At 33.7% G+C, this 14,942-nt stretch carries 14 protein-coding genes; 7 read left to right on the top strand and 7 right to left on the bottom strand.

What is annotated here, in order from left to right:
• Window positions 1-2 precede the first annotated feature (2 nt).
• From CA2559_RS12825 to CA2559_RS12810, 4 genes are all read left to right on the top strand, one after another.
• A complete protein-coding gene (locus tag CA2559_RS12825; protein ID WP_013188340.1) occupies window positions 3-1,154 on the top strand; it encodes a glycosyltransferase family 4 protein in 1,152 nt (383 codons plus the stop codon).
• A gap of 54 nt (window positions 1,155-1,208) precedes the next feature.
• The gene (locus tag CA2559_RS12820) at window positions 1,209-2,510 is read left to right on the top strand and encodes a capsule assembly Wzi family protein (RefSeq protein WP_013188339.1); all 1,302 of its coding nucleotides are present in this window, start codon (window positions 1,209-1,211) and stop codon (window positions 2,508-2,510) included.
• A 63-nt stretch (window positions 2,511-2,573) separates the two neighbouring features.
• Window positions 2,574-3,188, top strand: coding sequence for an acetyltransferase (locus CA2559_RS12815; RefSeq protein ID WP_013188338.1), 615 nt, complete (start codon window positions 2,574-2,576; stop codon window positions 3,186-3,188).
• A 179-nt stretch (window positions 3,189-3,367) separates the two neighbouring features.
• Window positions 3,368-4,519: a hypothetical protein gene (locus CA2559_RS12810; protein ID WP_013188337.1), complete on the top strand. Its 1,152-nt coding sequence runs from the start codon at window positions 3,368-3,370 to the stop codon at window positions 4,517-4,519.
• Between the two features lie 178 nt (window positions 4,520-4,697).
• Here the strand turns inward: CA2559_RS12810 and CA2559_RS12805 are convergent, their stop codons facing one another.
• On the bottom strand, window positions 4,698-4,910 hold the full coding sequence (locus CA2559_RS12805) for a hypothetical protein (RefSeq protein ID WP_013188335.1): 213 nt from the start codon (window positions 4,908-4,910) through the stop codon (window positions 4,698-4,700).
• Window positions 4,911-4,919: 9 nt separating this feature from the next.
• Window positions 4,920-5,117 carry a hypothetical protein gene (locus tag CA2559_RS12800; RefSeq protein WP_041241032.1) on the bottom strand — a complete coding sequence of 66 codons (198 nt, stop codon included), beginning with the start codon at window positions 5,115-5,117 and terminating at the stop codon, window positions 4,920-4,922.
• Window positions 5,118-5,746: 629 nt separating this feature from the next.
• On the opposite strand from CA2559_RS12800, the gene CA2559_RS12795 reads away from it, so the two are divergent.
• Window positions 5,747-6,499, top strand: coding sequence for a hypothetical protein (locus tag CA2559_RS12795; RefSeq protein WP_013188333.1), 753 nt, complete (start codon window positions 5,747-5,749; stop codon window positions 6,497-6,499).
• A 133-nt stretch (window positions 6,500-6,632) separates the two neighbouring features.
• Here CA2559_RS12795 and CA2559_RS12790 read toward each other — a convergent pair whose 3' ends face one another.
• Window positions 6,633-6,824 carry a cold-shock protein gene (locus tag CA2559_RS12790; protein WP_013188332.1) on the bottom strand — a complete coding sequence of 64 codons (192 nt, stop codon included), beginning with the start codon at window positions 6,822-6,824 and terminating at the stop codon, window positions 6,633-6,635.
• A 230-nt stretch (window positions 6,825-7,054) separates the two neighbouring features.
• Here CA2559_RS12790 and CA2559_RS12785 point away from each other — a divergent pair, with 230 nt between their 5' ends.
• Window positions 7,055-7,885: an alpha/beta fold hydrolase gene (locus tag CA2559_RS12785; protein ID WP_013188331.1), complete on the top strand. Its 831-nt coding sequence runs from the start codon at window positions 7,055-7,057 to the stop codon at window positions 7,883-7,885.
• Between the two features lie 149 nt (window positions 7,886-8,034).
• Window positions 8,035-9,564 carry a SulP family inorganic anion transporter gene (locus tag CA2559_RS12780; protein WP_013188330.1) on the top strand — a complete coding sequence of 510 codons (1,530 nt, stop codon included), beginning with the start codon at window positions 8,035-8,037 and terminating at the stop codon, window positions 9,562-9,564.
• A 5-nt stretch (window positions 9,565-9,569) separates the two neighbouring features.
• Here CA2559_RS12780 and CA2559_RS12775 read toward each other — a convergent pair whose 3' ends face one another.
• From CA2559_RS12775 to CA2559_RS12760, 4 genes are all read right to left on the bottom strand, one after another.
• Window positions 9,570-10,004: an SRPBCC family protein gene (locus tag CA2559_RS12775; RefSeq protein WP_013188329.1), complete on the bottom strand. Its 435-nt coding sequence runs from the start codon at window positions 10,002-10,004 to the stop codon at window positions 9,570-9,572.
• Window positions 10,005-10,013: 9 nt separating this feature from the next.
• A complete protein-coding gene (locus CA2559_RS12770; protein ID WP_013188328.1) occupies window positions 10,014-12,524 on the bottom strand; it encodes a M14 family zinc carboxypeptidase in 2,511 nt (836 codons plus the stop codon).
• An 83-nt stretch (window positions 12,525-12,607) separates the two neighbouring features.
• Complete coding sequence (locus CA2559_RS12765) at window positions 12,608-13,003, bottom strand: PUR family DNA/RNA-binding protein (RefSeq protein WP_013188327.1); 396 nt, start codon at window positions 13,001-13,003, stop codon at window positions 12,608-12,610.
• A gap of 66 nt (window positions 13,004-13,069) precedes the next feature.
• Window positions 13,070-14,827, bottom strand: a complete 1,758-nt coding sequence (locus CA2559_RS12760; RefSeq protein ID WP_013188326.1) for an ABC transporter ATP-binding protein — start codon at window positions 14,825-14,827, stop codon at window positions 13,070-13,072.
• Window positions 14,828-14,942 lie beyond the last annotated feature (115 nt).

The raw sequence follows: 14,942 nt of genomic DNA, 5'->3' as shown, positions 1-14,942 counted from the left end.
TAATGCATAAATTAATCCGTATTACTACAGTCCCTATATCCTTAGAAAAGCTACTAGAGGATCAGCTTAACTTTATGTCAGATTATTTTGAGGTAACTGCTATTTCTTCAGATAAAAACCGTTTAAAGAAGTATGGTGAAAATCAAAATGTGAAAACGTTCTCCATAAATCTTACAAGAAAAATAACGCCGGTTAGAGACCTTTTGGCGGTTTGGAAACTTATTAAATTTCTCAAAAAAAACAAACCATATATAGTACACACACATACACCTAAAGCTGGTATTGTAGGAATGCTTGCAGCGTATATAGCTAGAGTGCCTCATAGGCTGCATACTGTTGCAGGGTTACCATTGATGGAAGCCACTGGCATTAAACGAAAAGTTCTAAATGTTGTAGAAAAATTGACTTACGCTTGTGCAACAAAGGTGTATCCGAATTCTAAAGGACTTCAGGATGTTATTTTAAAAGAAAATTTCACGAAACCTTCAAAATTAAAAATAATTGGTAATGGGAGTTCAAATGGTATTGATACAACTTATTTTGACCCCGATCGTTATACAAAGACGTTTAAAAACGAACTCAAACTAAAATTAGGAATATCAGAAACTGATAAAGTATTTATTTTTGTCGGTCGTCTAGTGTCAGATAAAGGGATTAATGAACTGATAACCGCTTTTAATAAACTTCAACAAAATCATCAAAATATAAAATTATTATTAGTAGGCCCTTTGGAGTCTGATTTAGACCCATTGCACAAGCAAACATTAAATATAATAAAGAGTAATCAACATATAATCAGTTTAGGGTTTCAAAAAGATGTACGTCCATGGTTTGCAATTAGCGACATGCTAACATTTCCAAGTTATAGAGAAGGCTTTCCAAATGTAGTATTACAAGCTAGTGCCATGGGGTTACCTTGCATTGTAACTAATATAAATGGCTGTAATGAAATCATTACAGATAATTTAAACGGAATTATAGTTCCTAAAAAAAACACTGATGCTTTAGCAGATGCAATGATCGTTCTAATTAAAAATCCAATACTATTTAATAAATTAAGAGTCAACGCTAGAAAATTAATACAAGAGAAATATGAACGAAAGGTGTTTTGGAAGGCATTACTACAAGAGTATAAAAGTTTAGATAAACAATAAATAGAGGATATCAAAAATTTTAATAATAAGTGTATAGTAATAATAGTAAGTATCGTGTGCGGTACACTACAATCATTTGGTCAAACTGGTGAGCACGCAGTAATCTCTCAAATCAAAAGTTTTTATTCAAATACAGAGGAATTGCCATATTGGTTTACGCACAACCAAAGAGGAAGAATAAGTGATAGCACTAATGTTTTGGTGTCGACCGATTATAAATTTAACTATGATACTGCTACAAAACATAATTTTTCAGGTGGTGCCAATGTCCAATATGTAAATCAAGCAGCGAGTAAATTTCAAATAGATCAGTTGTACATAAATTATAGTAACAGATGGCTTAATGCAACATTAGGTGCAAAACATCCAAATATTAAGTATAATGGCTTATCATCTAGTAACGGTAATATATTATGGTCAGGAAATACTAGAGCAATTCCTGGGCTACTTTTAAAAGCAAACACACCAATAAAAATCACGAAGGCTATAGCTTTAAATTGGGGGATAGGTCATTATGAGCTTGGTAATGATAGGTATGCTAAAGGTGCTAAAATTCATTACAAAAGTTTAGGTGCTTTTATTAAATTTAATAAAAAAAGCCAATTACAGTTAGGAATTAAACATTATGTACAATGGGCAGGAGACACTGAAGCTTTTGGAAAAGCACCAAGTGGGGTTTCCGATTTTATAGATATATTTTTTGCAAAGAAAGCTGGAGACGAAAATGCAATAGATGGAGAGAAAGTAAACGCCCTTGGAAACCATTTAGGGCTTTATGATATCAAATACAGCTATAAATTTAAAAATTCTAAATTAGAGTTATACCATCAACATTTATTTGAAGATGGTTCTGGGTCTGCATTTAAAAATTTTCCTGATGGCATTTGGGGTGTTAATTTAACGAACAAAGCGTCTTGGTTATCATCAATATTATATGAGTATGTGTATACACTAAATCAAAGTGGTTCAACTGGAATAAGTGGTCGGGATAATTACTTTAGTAATAGTTTTTACAGAACAGGGTGGCGGTATAAAAATAGAGTAATTGGGATACCATTTATAACACCTAACACAATAGAAAATGGCTCGGGAAATAATCGAGTAAAAGCCCATCATATTGGTGCTAAGTTAGATTTTAGAAAATTAGAAATAACAATTAAAGGATCTATTCTAGAACGATTAGGCACATATAGTTCACCAATTAACCCTAAACAAAAAAGTTTATATTCTTATATAAATGGGTCGTACCTAATTTCTAATAAGTTTTTAATGTCCTTATCAGTTGGTGTCGATTATAATTCATATAAAAAAAATGTCTATAGTATTGGAGGTGCTTTGAAATACAATATATTTTAAAATATTGAAATATATTCAAGAGTATTTCCAGGGTATGTAAACACATAAAAATAAGGGATGACAATGGGAAATCAAAAACTAAATATTTATGGCGCAAGCGGTCACGCAAAAGTTATAATAGATATTATTAAATCTATAGATAATAAAACTATAGGTTACATATTTGATGATAACGAAAAGTTAATTGAACTTTTAGGTTGGCAAATCAAAAGGAGTGTAAATACTAAGTTACTTACTAAACATTCAGCAATTATTGCTATTGGAAATAACAAAATCAGAAAAGAAATAGTAGAAAATAAACAAGTGCAAGTTGCAGAGGCAATTAGTCATATCTCGGCCATTATATCTAAGTTAACGTCTATAGGTAAGGGAACTGTTATAATGCCCAATGCTGTTATTAATGCAGATGCTACTATCGGAACGCATTGCATTATAAATACAGCAGCTGTAGTAGAACATGATGTAGTAATTGAAAATTATACTCATATTTCGCCAAATGCAACGGTTACTGGCGGTGTAAAAATAGGAGAAGGTACACACGTGGGAGCAGGTGCAGTAATACTACCAAATTTAAATATTGGTAAATGGGTTACTATTGGCGCAGGAGCTGTAGTAACCAAAAATGTCCCAGATTATAGCACTGTGATAGGGAATCCAGCAAAACCATTACAGAAATAGCGTAAATTATAATGATATAAAATTTCTAGTGTTAAGAAAATCTAGCCATCCCCAATCTAAACGCTTATTTCTAAATAATATTCTAAAGTAGTTGCGAAAACCTAAAACCTAGAGTTTTATAGAAATAATGTATCTTCAGTACTAATAGTACGTTTTAAGACACACGCAATTAGCTTACGATGGAAATAAAATACATTGAAGAAACAACTCTTGAGGACCGCTTAAAATACTTGCCGGAGAATAGTAATGAATTCTGGTCATTTTATATGATTGCATTTGTAAATAAGGCATATAAACAAAATGATTTCGAAAAATACTTTAAAGATTACAAAGACATAGGGAGGTTTGGGCTAGAAGATAATAAGATCGTTCAGCAACTTTTTGACAGCGTAATGCAACGAAGAAATGTAGAGTATTTCCGATATTATAGAGATGATGAAGGCGCTAGTTTTAAATTCTGGGATGTATTTTATGAAGATGAAAAAAAGCAAGCCGAGTTATTAAAAGAAAAGAGTGACCAATTATACTCTTATTTTAATTTCTTGGTAATGAGTGATGTTAAAATTAAAAACATTAGCTTTTTCTTTTATAACAATTCCTATAAAAACAAAAAATCAAATATTGATTTTAAAAATTATGCTACCCCTAAAATTGGTAGCGATTTTATCAATATTGATACCTATCAAAAAACATTCTATACGGTTTTTATAGACATCGATAAACTGTATTATGAAAGTTTATTACAAAATAAAATACCTAATAGTGTAGAGGTCATTGAGATCATTAATAAGTCACTTGACCTTCAAGAGTTGGCATCTCCAATTATTTTTATTGAGTACCCAAAGGAATTGGTAGTATATAAAAAACTGATTAAAAATTGGTTGTTAATGGAAGTGGAAAAGCGCAAACGGCAGTTTATGTGGGAAGAAGGCTACATTCCAATGCCGTATTTAGAAATAACAAAATTTGCCAACCGATTACTAGATCCTGCTGAGAGAGACTACTTAATTAAAGACAGCCCAGAGTATTTTCAATATCCAAAACATATATTTTCAGGGTATAAAGGCTATAAATTATTCAAATATTATAGTAAAGGCATTTACAACCAAACCATGTTAACCTTTATTTATAGAAATATGAGAAGTAATGAAAGAGAGGAGTATAAAATTTTGGCAGATCCTGCACCATTTTTAGAGTGGTATAATAGCCAACGTGAACACGATAATATCTTTCAAATCAATCAACCATTAAGTAAAGTAAATAGTAAAGAACGCCAACAAAATTACAAAATCATCAAATCCCTTATAGAAGAGCTATATCCCACAACCTAAACACTGTTTATTTCAGATCCTTAATGTAATCTTCTTTTACATTTTAAATTTTGAGTTTTACATTTTATATTTCAACTAATCCCAAATCCCCAATCCCAAATCCCCAACCCCCAACCAACAACCAACAACCAACTAATCCCAAATCCCTAATCCCCAATCCCCACTTACCACTCCCCAATCACACCCCATTTAAAATTCTCTCAAACGCTCTAACTTCAATTCCAAGATATGCAGCGGCTTCAGTATTTAATACAAGCTGATGTGATTCTTTACCATAATGCTTTCTTATCGATTTTAATAGCGTATAGGCAGTTGACATGCTAGATTTGGTCAAGTCAGCCAAATCTCGAGCATCTATAATGCGTAGTGCAATGTCAGTTGTTGTTGCCATACTAAAGGGTTAGTGATCTAAGGAAGATTCAAAAAGGGAGAGAGGTATACCATAATAATCTGCGGCATCAAGGTTAGTAACCTGCTGATGTTTTAATTTATTATGAAAATCTTTTATTCGAACCATTTCTTTTTGAGCGGCTCGTAATTTAACGTGCTTGTATAAGCATAAATCGTGGGTGGTAATTAAACGCAATTTAGATGCCATATCAGTTGTTTTTCCAAACCTACAAATCTCCTTTAAAATCAACAACTCGTAGAATTACAGGGATTTATGAAAAATAGAAGATTACATTGTCTAATATTCATAAACAACTAATAATTAATAAAATACAGAATTAGTTATTAACTAGACTGTTGAAAACTAGCAACACTCTACATTTATAAATAATACAATCAACAATCAACAATCAACAATCTCTAATCCCTAATCCCTACTCCCAAATCCCCAATCACCACTCAACTATCCCCAATCAACAATCAACTAATCCCTATTCCCTAATCCCCAACCCTATCTCAAGTATACCTTAAGTATGGGAACTGTATATAAGACATAGGCGTGTAGTTGTAATAAAACGAACTCAAGTGTTTAAAAACGTACAGAAATGGTAAAAACCTAAAATAGCACGAAGATTATAAAAGTTTAGCGGTCAGTATAATAAGCGAATATGGCACTAAAAAATACCCCTAAGTTTGTAAACAAGAAGTAAGTCTAAAAATGCTTAGGCGGTTTTAAAAGGACGAATTAGGTATACCACTTTTTAAACGGCTAGGGCTAAGGCAAACTTTTAGAGTTGATTAATAATTAGAGACAAAAGTCTCATAAAACACAAAAACATGGCAAAGTTAAAATCGTTATTAAAAATTGAAGGCACGTTAGATGGAATGACCTTCTACAAAGGACCAGATGGGAGTTACTTAGTGAAAACCAAAAGTGGTGTTTCTAAAAATAGAATCGCAAACGATCCGGCATTCATAAGAACACGTGAAAACGGGCAAGAGTTTGGGCATGTGGCCACAAGCGGTAAATGGTTTAGAAGAGCAATAGCTACATTACTGTTCGATGTTAAAGACAGGTATAAATCGTCTAGATTAACACAAGTATTGGCTAAGGTTAAGAACTTAGACACCACATCTGTTCGAGGTGAGCGTAAAGTTAACATCGGATTGCAGACTACAGAAGGTAAAGAGCTATTAAAATTCTTTGACTTCAATAAAAATGCAAAGTTGAATAGCATCCTCAGAACTAACTATAGTTTAGATACCGCTACATCTGAGGTGCAAATTCCAGAGTTCAATCCCTTACAACATCTGGGTGTTCCTCAAGGCGCAACCCACGTAGAGATAAGCGCAGCACACCTCAAATTTAATTTTGAAGATGGAGTAGGTGATGTGGTTGTCTCTAATGTAGAGAATTTGCAAATTGAAAATATAGAAACCTCATTAGTATTTACGTTTCCAAATACTCCTGGAGGTACAGGTAATGACTTCTATTTTTTAAAAGTAGCATTCTTTCAAACTATTAATGCCACACAGTACCCACTTAACAATGGTGTCTATAATGCTGTGCAGCTAATTGAAATTGTGTAAATCAGGAATTATAATTTATGGGTGACATTGTAATATAAGTTGCCCATTACTTATAGTTAGTATTAACAATAAAGTGATAAAACAAAACCCCTAACAACTGTTAGGGGCTTTGTTAATTAAAAGAGGTGAGTCTTTAAACCACACGAACATCTATAGCATTTAACCCTTTTTTGCCGTCTTTAAGATCAAAAGCCACGTGATCGCCTTCACTAATACGGTCTATTAAACCTGAAACGTGAACAAAATACTCTTCGCTAGTTTCAGAATCTGTAATAAATCCAAAACCTTTGGTATCGTTAAAAAATTTTACTCTGCCGTTTTTCATTTTAAAAATAATAATAGTTAACACATAAATTTAAAATAAATCTTAAAGAAAAGTCTTACGAGTAAGTTAAATAAATATAATGAAAGTGGTGCGTGTTAGAGATTTACACATTAACATGTGTTATAACTAAGCGTTAAATCCTTACTAAAGTGAAACACATATTTGGGGCGTGCTGTTTATTCATTTAAATTAGATGTTAAACAATAATTAACGAACTAAAATTTTTAAACATGCCATATATAACAAACAAACGCGAAAAAGAAACAGTAGATATATTTTATGAAGATTACGGCGAAGGACAACCTGTAATATTAATCCACGGTTGGCCTCTAAGTAGCAAAGCTTGGGAACAACAACGTTGGAAGATTATTGAAGAAGGTTACCGTTGTATATCTTATGACCGTCGTGGTTTCGGAAGATCATCTGCACCTTGGGACAGTTATGATTACTCAACACTAGCATCAGACTTAGCTGAGTTAATCAATCAATTAGATTTAAAAGATGCAGTACTTGTAGGTTTTTCAATGGGTGGCGGAGAAGTTGTAAGATATCTTACAGACTTTGGTTCAGATAAAATTGCGAAAGCAGCATTAATAAGTTCTATCATTCCGTTGGTAAAGCAAAAAGACGATAATCCAGATGGTGTTCCAGAAGAAGATATTCAAGGAATTTTAGACGCTCTGCAAAGCAACCGTGTAGCATTTTTGAATGATTTTCATAAAAACTTCTACAACTATGAAGATAATAAAGACACTGTGAAAATTCAAAACTTAGGCTATGATTTTAACATAGCAAGCAGTGCGTCTCCTAGAGCAACCATACAAGCAGCAATTGCTTGGGCAGATACAGATTTTAGATCAGAACTTAAAAATGTAACTGTGCCTACGTTAATTGTTCACGGTGATGCAGATAATATAGTTCCTATTGAAACTGCTGGTAATCAAGCAGCAAAAGGTATAAAGGATAATACATTTAAAGTTGTAAAAGATGGTCCGCATGGATTAAATCTTACACATGCTAATGAGTTAAATACATATCTTATTGATTTTTTAAAGTCATAGGGTAAACGCTTAACAAACTAAAAGTCAGACATAAGCCTGGCTTTTTTTATGTCTTTATTTAAAATAATTTAATAGCCAAAAGGACCTAAAACGAATAAAATGCTGTAATTTCGCGCCCTTATTTACGGCTAGAATTAAGATAACGCATCATGAAAAAAATCATCAATTTATTCGATTTTTCACAGAAGGTAAATTATAAGACAGAAATTCTTTCAGGCTTAACAGTTGCTATGGCACTAGTTCCAGAAGCAATAGCGTTTGCCCTTATTGCAGGACTGTCTCCTCTAACCGGACTATACGCAGCATTTGTTCTTGGGTTAATAACCTCAATTTTTGGAGGAAGACCAGGAATGATTTCTGGAGCTACTGGTGCAGTAGCAGTGGTTATAGTATCCTTGGTGCAATCTCATGGTGTTGAGTATGTTTTTGCTACGGTAGTTTTGGCAGGTCTTATACAGGTACTTGCAGGCGTTTTTAAATTAGGTAAACTAATGCGATTAGTACCGCATCCTGTAATTTTTGGATTTGTAAACGGTTTAGCCATAATCATATTTATGTCTCAGCTTACGCAGTTTAAAGATGCTAGCGGAGATTGGCTTACAGGAACGTCTTTATATGTGTTACTTGGATTGGTACTACTTACAATGCTAATTATTTGGGGGCTTCCAAAGCTAAGTAAAGCTATTCCTGCTGCACTTGTAGCTATTTTGGTAGTCTTTGGTTTAGTGGTGGTGTTTGGGTTAGATACGCGCACTATTGGTGATATTGCATCAATTGAAGGTGGTTTTCCGCCGTTTCACTTACCTGCAGTTCCTTTTAATATAGAAACTTTAGCTATTATATTTCCATATGCTGCTGTAGTTGCTGGTGTTGGACTTATTGAAAGTCTATTAACACTAAATATCGTTGATGAAATTACAGAAACTCGTGGTAGTGGTAATAAAGAAGCCGTAGCGCAAGGTGCTGCAAATATATTATCTGGTGTATTCTCAGGAATGGGTGGTTGTGCTATGATTGGACAAAGTTTAATTAACATTTCTAATGGTGCAAGGGCAAGATTGTCTGGAATTGTAGCGTCTGTGATGCTGCTTATATTTATTATGTTTGGCGCTGGTCTTATAGAGCGTTTGCCAATGGCAGCTCTTACAGGACTTATGATTATGGTATCTATAGGAACTTTTGAATGGGCCAGTTTAAGAACATTTAGACGTATGCCAAAATCAGATATTTTCGTGATGGTATTAGTAACCTTAGTTACTGTGTTTTTACACAACCTAGCACTAGCTGTAGTTATTGGTGTTATTATTTCTGCACTAGTGTTTGCTTGGGATAATGCAAAGCGTATTAGAGCTAGAAAGCACATTGCTAATGATGGTACAAAACATTATGAAATCTATGGACCTCTGTTCTTCGGAAGCGTTCAAGCCTTTAATGATAAGTTTGACATTCTTAATGATCCTGAGCAAATTGTAATAGATTTTGCAGAGAGTAGAGTTGTAGATATGTCGGCTATTGAAGCTTTAAATAAAATTACAGAGCGTTATCAAAAGGTAGGGAAAAAGGTACACCTTAAGCATCTTAGTGAAGATTGTAGAACACTTCTTGCAAACGCAGAAGATCTTATTGAAGTGAATGTGTTAGAAGATCCTACGTATAAAGTCCTTACAGATAAGGTTTAAGTATACTATTGGCTTACATATGCTTTTAAACGCTCATTTATAAAATACTGCCAGCCTCCAATGCAACTTTCACGTTTAAATTCTGGAATGTCTTGAGGAAAGTCTTCTAGTGTTTTTGCAGTTACTGTAAGCTTGCAACCTGTTATGGTGGGCGTAATATTAAAGGTTACGGTTGAGTCGCCTTGGTGTTCTTTGTAGTTCCATTGGTAAACTATGGTGTTTGGCTTATCCACTAGGATTATTGTCCATTGGTGTGTAAAACGCCTATTCTCATGTTCAATTAAAAAAGTGGTGCTAAACCCTTTTTCAGCTTTAAAATCTTGTATCTGTTCAAAAAACCAAGATCTCATAAGTTTTGGGGTGGTAATAATTTCCCATAGCTTTTCCGTAGGGATATTAAATTCCTGTGTGGTGATAATTGGTGGGTCTTGAGTTGTCATAGTGAGGGTTTACATATGGTTACCAAAAAAGATAGCGTTCATCAATAGTTTGTTTGTTCCGTACCAAAATGCTCTAAAATTGGTGTTGTCTGTAAAAAGTATGACGTGACCACTACCTAATCTATTGTGTTTAAATGGGACAGTTTCTGCTAAAGCATCTAAATTCTTATCATTAATATAACCGCTTAATAAAGGCGATTTGGTGTATTGTAACGGATTGTTGTAGCTGTCTTTATCGGCTTCAATAAAAATAGTGCTGTTTCTAAATAATGGAATTGTAGTGTTCTTGTATCCAAAATTTATAGGATGACTTCTGTCTTGTTTAGCTTCAAAGATAGCACCGCCAATTCCTTTTGCTCCAAAATAATTGTTACGGTCTTCAAATGAAATATTGCTTGCTGTGTCTTCTACTCGTTTAAACTTAAGAGACATAAATTTTTCAGAATTATAGAAGCGAGCCGCATTTTTAAATCCTATTAACGTACCACCATCCTTAACCCAATCTTTAAGGTGTTGTGCATCTTTAGGCGTTAGTGCTCGACCCCAAGAATTTGGTAAAATAATATCGGTATAGCTACTTAAATCATAGCGGTTAAAATTTTTCACATCTAATTTTGTGATGTTCATAGCGTAGCGCGTATCAAACAAATGCCAAATCTCTCCAGCATCATAAGGAGTAATGCCTTCACCTACAAGTAAGGCAACCTTAGTTTTAGAAATCGGCTTAAATTGTCTGCTGCCTAAATCTATTCCTTCAGTTAATCCTGTAGGTACTCCTGTTAGGGTAAGGTGACTTTTCTTAGAAACATCTGAAAGGAATGTGAAGAGTTCTGTTGAATTTAATTCTTGATTTTGAACTGGAATAAAAATGGTACCATAATCATAGTCTTTGCCATTTAGACTAAATGGTTTCATGGCAACTTTCGCCCTTAGGTCCTTATCTAATAGTTGCTGAAGCGCTTTTGGTGCATAGTAATGATGCCACTGCATAAGATAGCCATAGTTACTTTTTGTAACTACACCTTTTGGCATTTCTAAACTATCTATTTTAGGCCCCAAATGAGAGGTTGAAGCTTCTTCAATAAAATCTAAATTAAAAGCTAACGGAAATGTCCAAGCAGAAATATCATAAAACAAGCTGTCTTGAAATGTTGTACGCGTTTCAAACATAGCTTCAAGCAAGCGTTGTTGTCGCTGATTTTTAGGGACTACATAACTATGTGCTTTTTTAAAGGTTTTGCCGTTCTTAGAAAAGTTTTCTTTAAGTTCATAAACATCAATGTTATGACGTTTTAAAATTTCAGCCAAATGATAGCCAGATGCAGCATCTTTTTCATTCCCGAAAACATAAGAACCCTTAGTAGATTTTGATCTAGCGGTTTTGTAAAAATCACGTTGGTAATCTAAAAGTTCAGTTCTCATGCCAACAGCAGCATCTAAAGTAGATAAGGCTGCTGTAAATTGGTTTCTTATTGTGAATGGAAACGTTAGGACACCATTATCTGTTTCTTGTGCATGACCTCTAGAACTTGCTTGTTCAAACAATATACCTATACTACCATTTATGTCTGGAAATGTAGAGCCTTTACCATAATAAAAGTCATCATAATCCTCTTCGGTATAATATAAAGAACCAATATTATCTAATGCTTTAGCATGATAATTACCAATATTCTTAGTGAGCTCTTGGTTTAATGCTGGCGTGAGTGGATGTGTCCTACTAGGGATACCTGGTTGAAAGAAAAATGATGAATTACTTCCCATCTCGTGATGGTCTGTAAGTATATTAGGATGCCATTTATGAAATGTAGCAATGCGTGCTCTAGATTCTGGAAGTTGTACGGGTAACCAATCTCTATTCATATCAAACCAATAGTGATTGGTACGTCCGCCAGGCCAAACTTCATCATATTCTCTATCTTGAGGGTCTGTATTTATATGTTTGCTTTTATTGGTATTTGCCCAATACGCAAAACGCTGTAAACCGTCTGGATTTAAACTAGGATCAAAAAGTATAACAGTATGTTTAAGAAGTTCATTAATCTTAGGGCCTTGTGCTGCAGCTAAATAGTAGGCGGCAACTAAAGCTGCATTACTACCACTTGGCTCATTACCATGAATTGAAAATCCTTGATACACCACTACAGGCAATTCATTAGTGTTTAGGCGCTCCGAAGCTGTTTCAGTTAATGCTAAATGGTCTTGTCTTATAGTTTCTAAACGATTATGATTTTCTGGTGAAGTAATGGTTAATAAAAGAAGTGGTCTGTCTTCATAGGTGAGACCTTGTTGCTCAATATGAATTCTATCTGAAGCTTTTGCCAAGACCTTCATATACGACACAAGCTTATCATGACTTACATGCCAAGTGCCAGGTACATAGCCTAAAACGTCTTCTGGTGTAGGTATTGCCGTATTGTATGTAACGTCTTCAGGTAAATAATAATCTAATGAAAGTTGATTCTTTTGGGCTTGTAGAGTAATTGATGTAAATAATACTAATAGTAGGATTGAGCGCATATAATAGGTTTATGAACTTTAAAGATAAAAAAAACCGCCTCTGTAGCAGAAGCGGTTTTTTAATATTTTATAGCCTTTTGCAATTAAGCAATATCATCAAAGCTAACGTCTGTAAAATTCTTTACTGTAGACTCTGAGTTTGAAGTGGTTTCAACAACCTCTGTATCTTCTTCATAATCCTTTTTAAAATCACTTTGGTGACGCTCGCTTATTACTTCTTCACCTTTTTCACGTACAATATAGTCTGTCATATCTTCTAAGTTCTCACGGAACCCATCAAAATCTTCTTTGTACAAGTAAATTTTGTGTTTTTTGTAGTGAAATGAGCCATCGTCATTTGTGAATTTTTTACTCTCTGTAATAGTCAAGTAATAATCGTCTGCTTTTGTAGATCTTACGTCAAAAAAATAAGTGCGTCTTCCTGCTCTTAATACTTTAGAATAAATGTCTTCATGGTCATTCTTTCCGAAATCGCTCATAGTATAGTATGGATTGTTTTATTTGTCTCAAAAATCTTAAAAAAAAGCTAACGTGCAAAAAAAAACTTAGATTTCTTTTTCGCTTAGTTGTTTCTCATAAAGCTCCTTGTAGTAGCCATCTTTGTTAATAAGCTCACTGTGAGAGCCTTGTTGCTGTATTTTACCGTCTTCTAAGACTATAATTTGGTCTGCATTTTTTGCTGAAGATACTCTGTGGCTTACTATAATTGTAGTCTTATCTTTAGATATATCGTATAAGTTAGATAAAATTGCTTCTTCGGTTTCTGTATCTACCGCAGATAAGCAGTCATCAAACAATAAAATTTTAGGATCCTGTATAATAGCTCTTGCTATAGAGACACGTTGCTTTTGGCCACCAGAAAGAGTAATACCACGTTCACCCAGAACAGTATCATAGCCATTACTAAAGCCTACAATATTTTTATGTACACTCGCATTTTTAGCAGCTTGCATTACTTCCTTATCTGTAGCTTCGGCTTTTCCAAACTTTATATTCTCTTTAATAGATTCACTAAATAGAAATGCATCTTGTGGTACATACCCTATAGATTTACGTAAACTATTAAGGTTAAGCTGTCTTATATCTGTTCCGTCTATGGTTAAAACACCGCTTGTTACATCATATAGTCTTCCTATAAGTTCAAGTAGGGTAGACTTTCCTGATCCGGTTTTACCAATTATTGCTAGTGTCTCATTTGGACTAACTTTAAAGGAAATATTTTTTAATGCTTCAATCCCAGTATCATCATAAACAAAGGATACATTTTTAAACGCAATGGCACCTGTAATTTTTGAAGGTGCTTCATTAAGGTTTTTAATTTCAGGTTCTTCAACTAAAAACTCATTAATACGTTTTTGTGAAGCTTCTGCTTGTTGTATCATGCTGGTTACCCAACCAATTACAGCCACAGGCCATGTTAGCATATTTACATATAGAAGAAACTGAACTAAGATTCCAAAATTTTCTATAGTACCATTAATAAGCATACGGCCACCAATATAAATCACTAATATGTTACTTACACCAATTAGTAATACCATAAGTGGAAAAAAGAAGGCTTGTACCTTTACAAGGTTTATATTCTTCTCTTTACTGTCATTTGCTAAAGTTGTAAAACCTGTATTGGTTTGCGCCTCTAATCCATAAGACTTAATCACAGAAATACCACTAAAACTTTCTTGTGTAAAAGTGTTTAGTTTGGATAGGTATTGTTGCACCACAGTACTGCGCTTATGAATTGCTTTACTTAATTTGTAAATAGCAAAAGATAAGACAGGTAGTGGTATTATAGTATATAAGGTAAGTGTAGGAGAGAGATAAATCATATAAGGAATAGCCACTAAAAACATCCCGAATGTAGATACGCTATACATATAAGCAGGACCTGCATACATTCTTACTTTAGAGACGTCTTCACTTATTCTGTTCATTAAGTCTCCAGTCCTGTTTTTCTTATAAAAGTTTAAGGATAGGTTTTGGTATTGTCTAAAAACTTCATTTTTCAAATCATACTCTATATGCCTAGACACAACAATGATTGTTTGTCTCATAAAAAATGTGAAAAGAGCAGATAATAATGCTACGCCAATAACTAAAAGAATATTGGTTAAGAGCGCATCATAATAGGTTGAGTCTGATGAAAAGCCACCATTTATACGTTGTTCAATAACATTAGATATATTACCGATAAATCTTGGGACTAATACAGCAAAGACTTTAGCTACCAAAGTAATTATAAGGCCTAAAATAAGCTGCCATTTGTACTTGTAAAAATACTTGTTAAGGTGTTGAAGTTCTTTCATGAAAGGATTTGAAACGAATTCAGAATGAGAATATTGTAAATTAACACATCAAATAAAGCTATACATTGAAATATTCATTATTTTTGCGTGCTATTTTTTTAAATACAATAATTTA

Origin of the sequence: Croceibacter atlanticus HTCC2559 (assembly GCF_000196315.1) — a bacterium.
Taxonomy (GTDB): Bacteria; Bacteroidota; Bacteroidia; order Flavobacteriales; family Flavobacteriaceae; genus Croceibacter; species Croceibacter atlanticus.
This window is presented reverse-complemented; position numbering and strand designations above follow the sequence as displayed.

What these genes read in the sequence shown, in the direction of transcription:
- CA2559_RS12805 (WP_013188335.1), bottom strand. Translation starts at nt 4,910, where the DNA reads ATGGCAACAACAACTGACATTGCACTACGCATTATAGATGCTCGAGAT.
- CA2559_RS12790 (WP_013188332.1), bottom strand. Translation starts at nt 6,824, where the DNA reads ATGAAAAACGGCAGAGTAAAATTTTTTAACGATACCAAAGGTTTTGGA.
- CA2559_RS12800 (WP_041241032.1), bottom strand. Translation starts at nt 5,117, where the DNA reads ATGGCATCTAAATTGCGTTTAATTACCACCCACGATTTATGCTTATAC.
- CA2559_RS12775 (WP_013188329.1), bottom strand. Translation starts at nt 10,004, where the DNA reads ATGACAACTCAAGACCCACCAATTATCACCACACAGGAATTTAATATC.
- CA2559_RS12780 (WP_013188330.1), top strand. Translation starts at nt 8,035, where the DNA reads ATGAAAAAAATCATCAATTTATTCGATTTTTCACAGAAGGTAAATTAT.
- CA2559_RS12810 (WP_013188337.1), top strand. Translation starts at nt 3,368, where the DNA reads ATGGAAATAAAATACATTGAAGAAACAACTCTTGAGGACCGCTTAAAA.
- CA2559_RS12815 (WP_013188338.1), top strand. Translation starts at nt 2,574, where the DNA reads ATGGGAAATCAAAAACTAAATATTTATGGCGCAAGCGGTCACGCAAAA.
- CA2559_RS12760 (WP_013188326.1), bottom strand. Translation starts at nt 14,827, where the DNA reads ATGAAAGAACTTCAACACCTTAACAAGTATTTTTACAAGTACAAATGG.
- CA2559_RS12795 (WP_013188333.1), top strand. Translation starts at nt 5,747, where the DNA reads ATGGCAAAGTTAAAATCGTTATTAAAAATTGAAGGCACGTTAGATGGA.
- CA2559_RS12825 (WP_013188340.1), top strand. Translation starts at nt 3, where the DNA reads ATGCATAAATTAATCCGTATTACTACAGTCCCTATATCCTTAGAAAAG.
- CA2559_RS12770 (WP_013188328.1), bottom strand. Translation starts at nt 12,524, where the DNA reads ATGCGCTCAATCCTACTATTAGTATTATTTACATCAATTACTCTACAA.
- CA2559_RS12765 (WP_013188327.1), bottom strand. Translation starts at nt 13,003, where the DNA reads ATGAGCGATTTCGGAAAGAATGACCATGAAGACATTTATTCTAAAGTA.
- CA2559_RS12785 (WP_013188331.1), top strand. Translation starts at nt 7,055, where the DNA reads ATGCCATATATAACAAACAAACGCGAAAAAGAAACAGTAGATATATTT.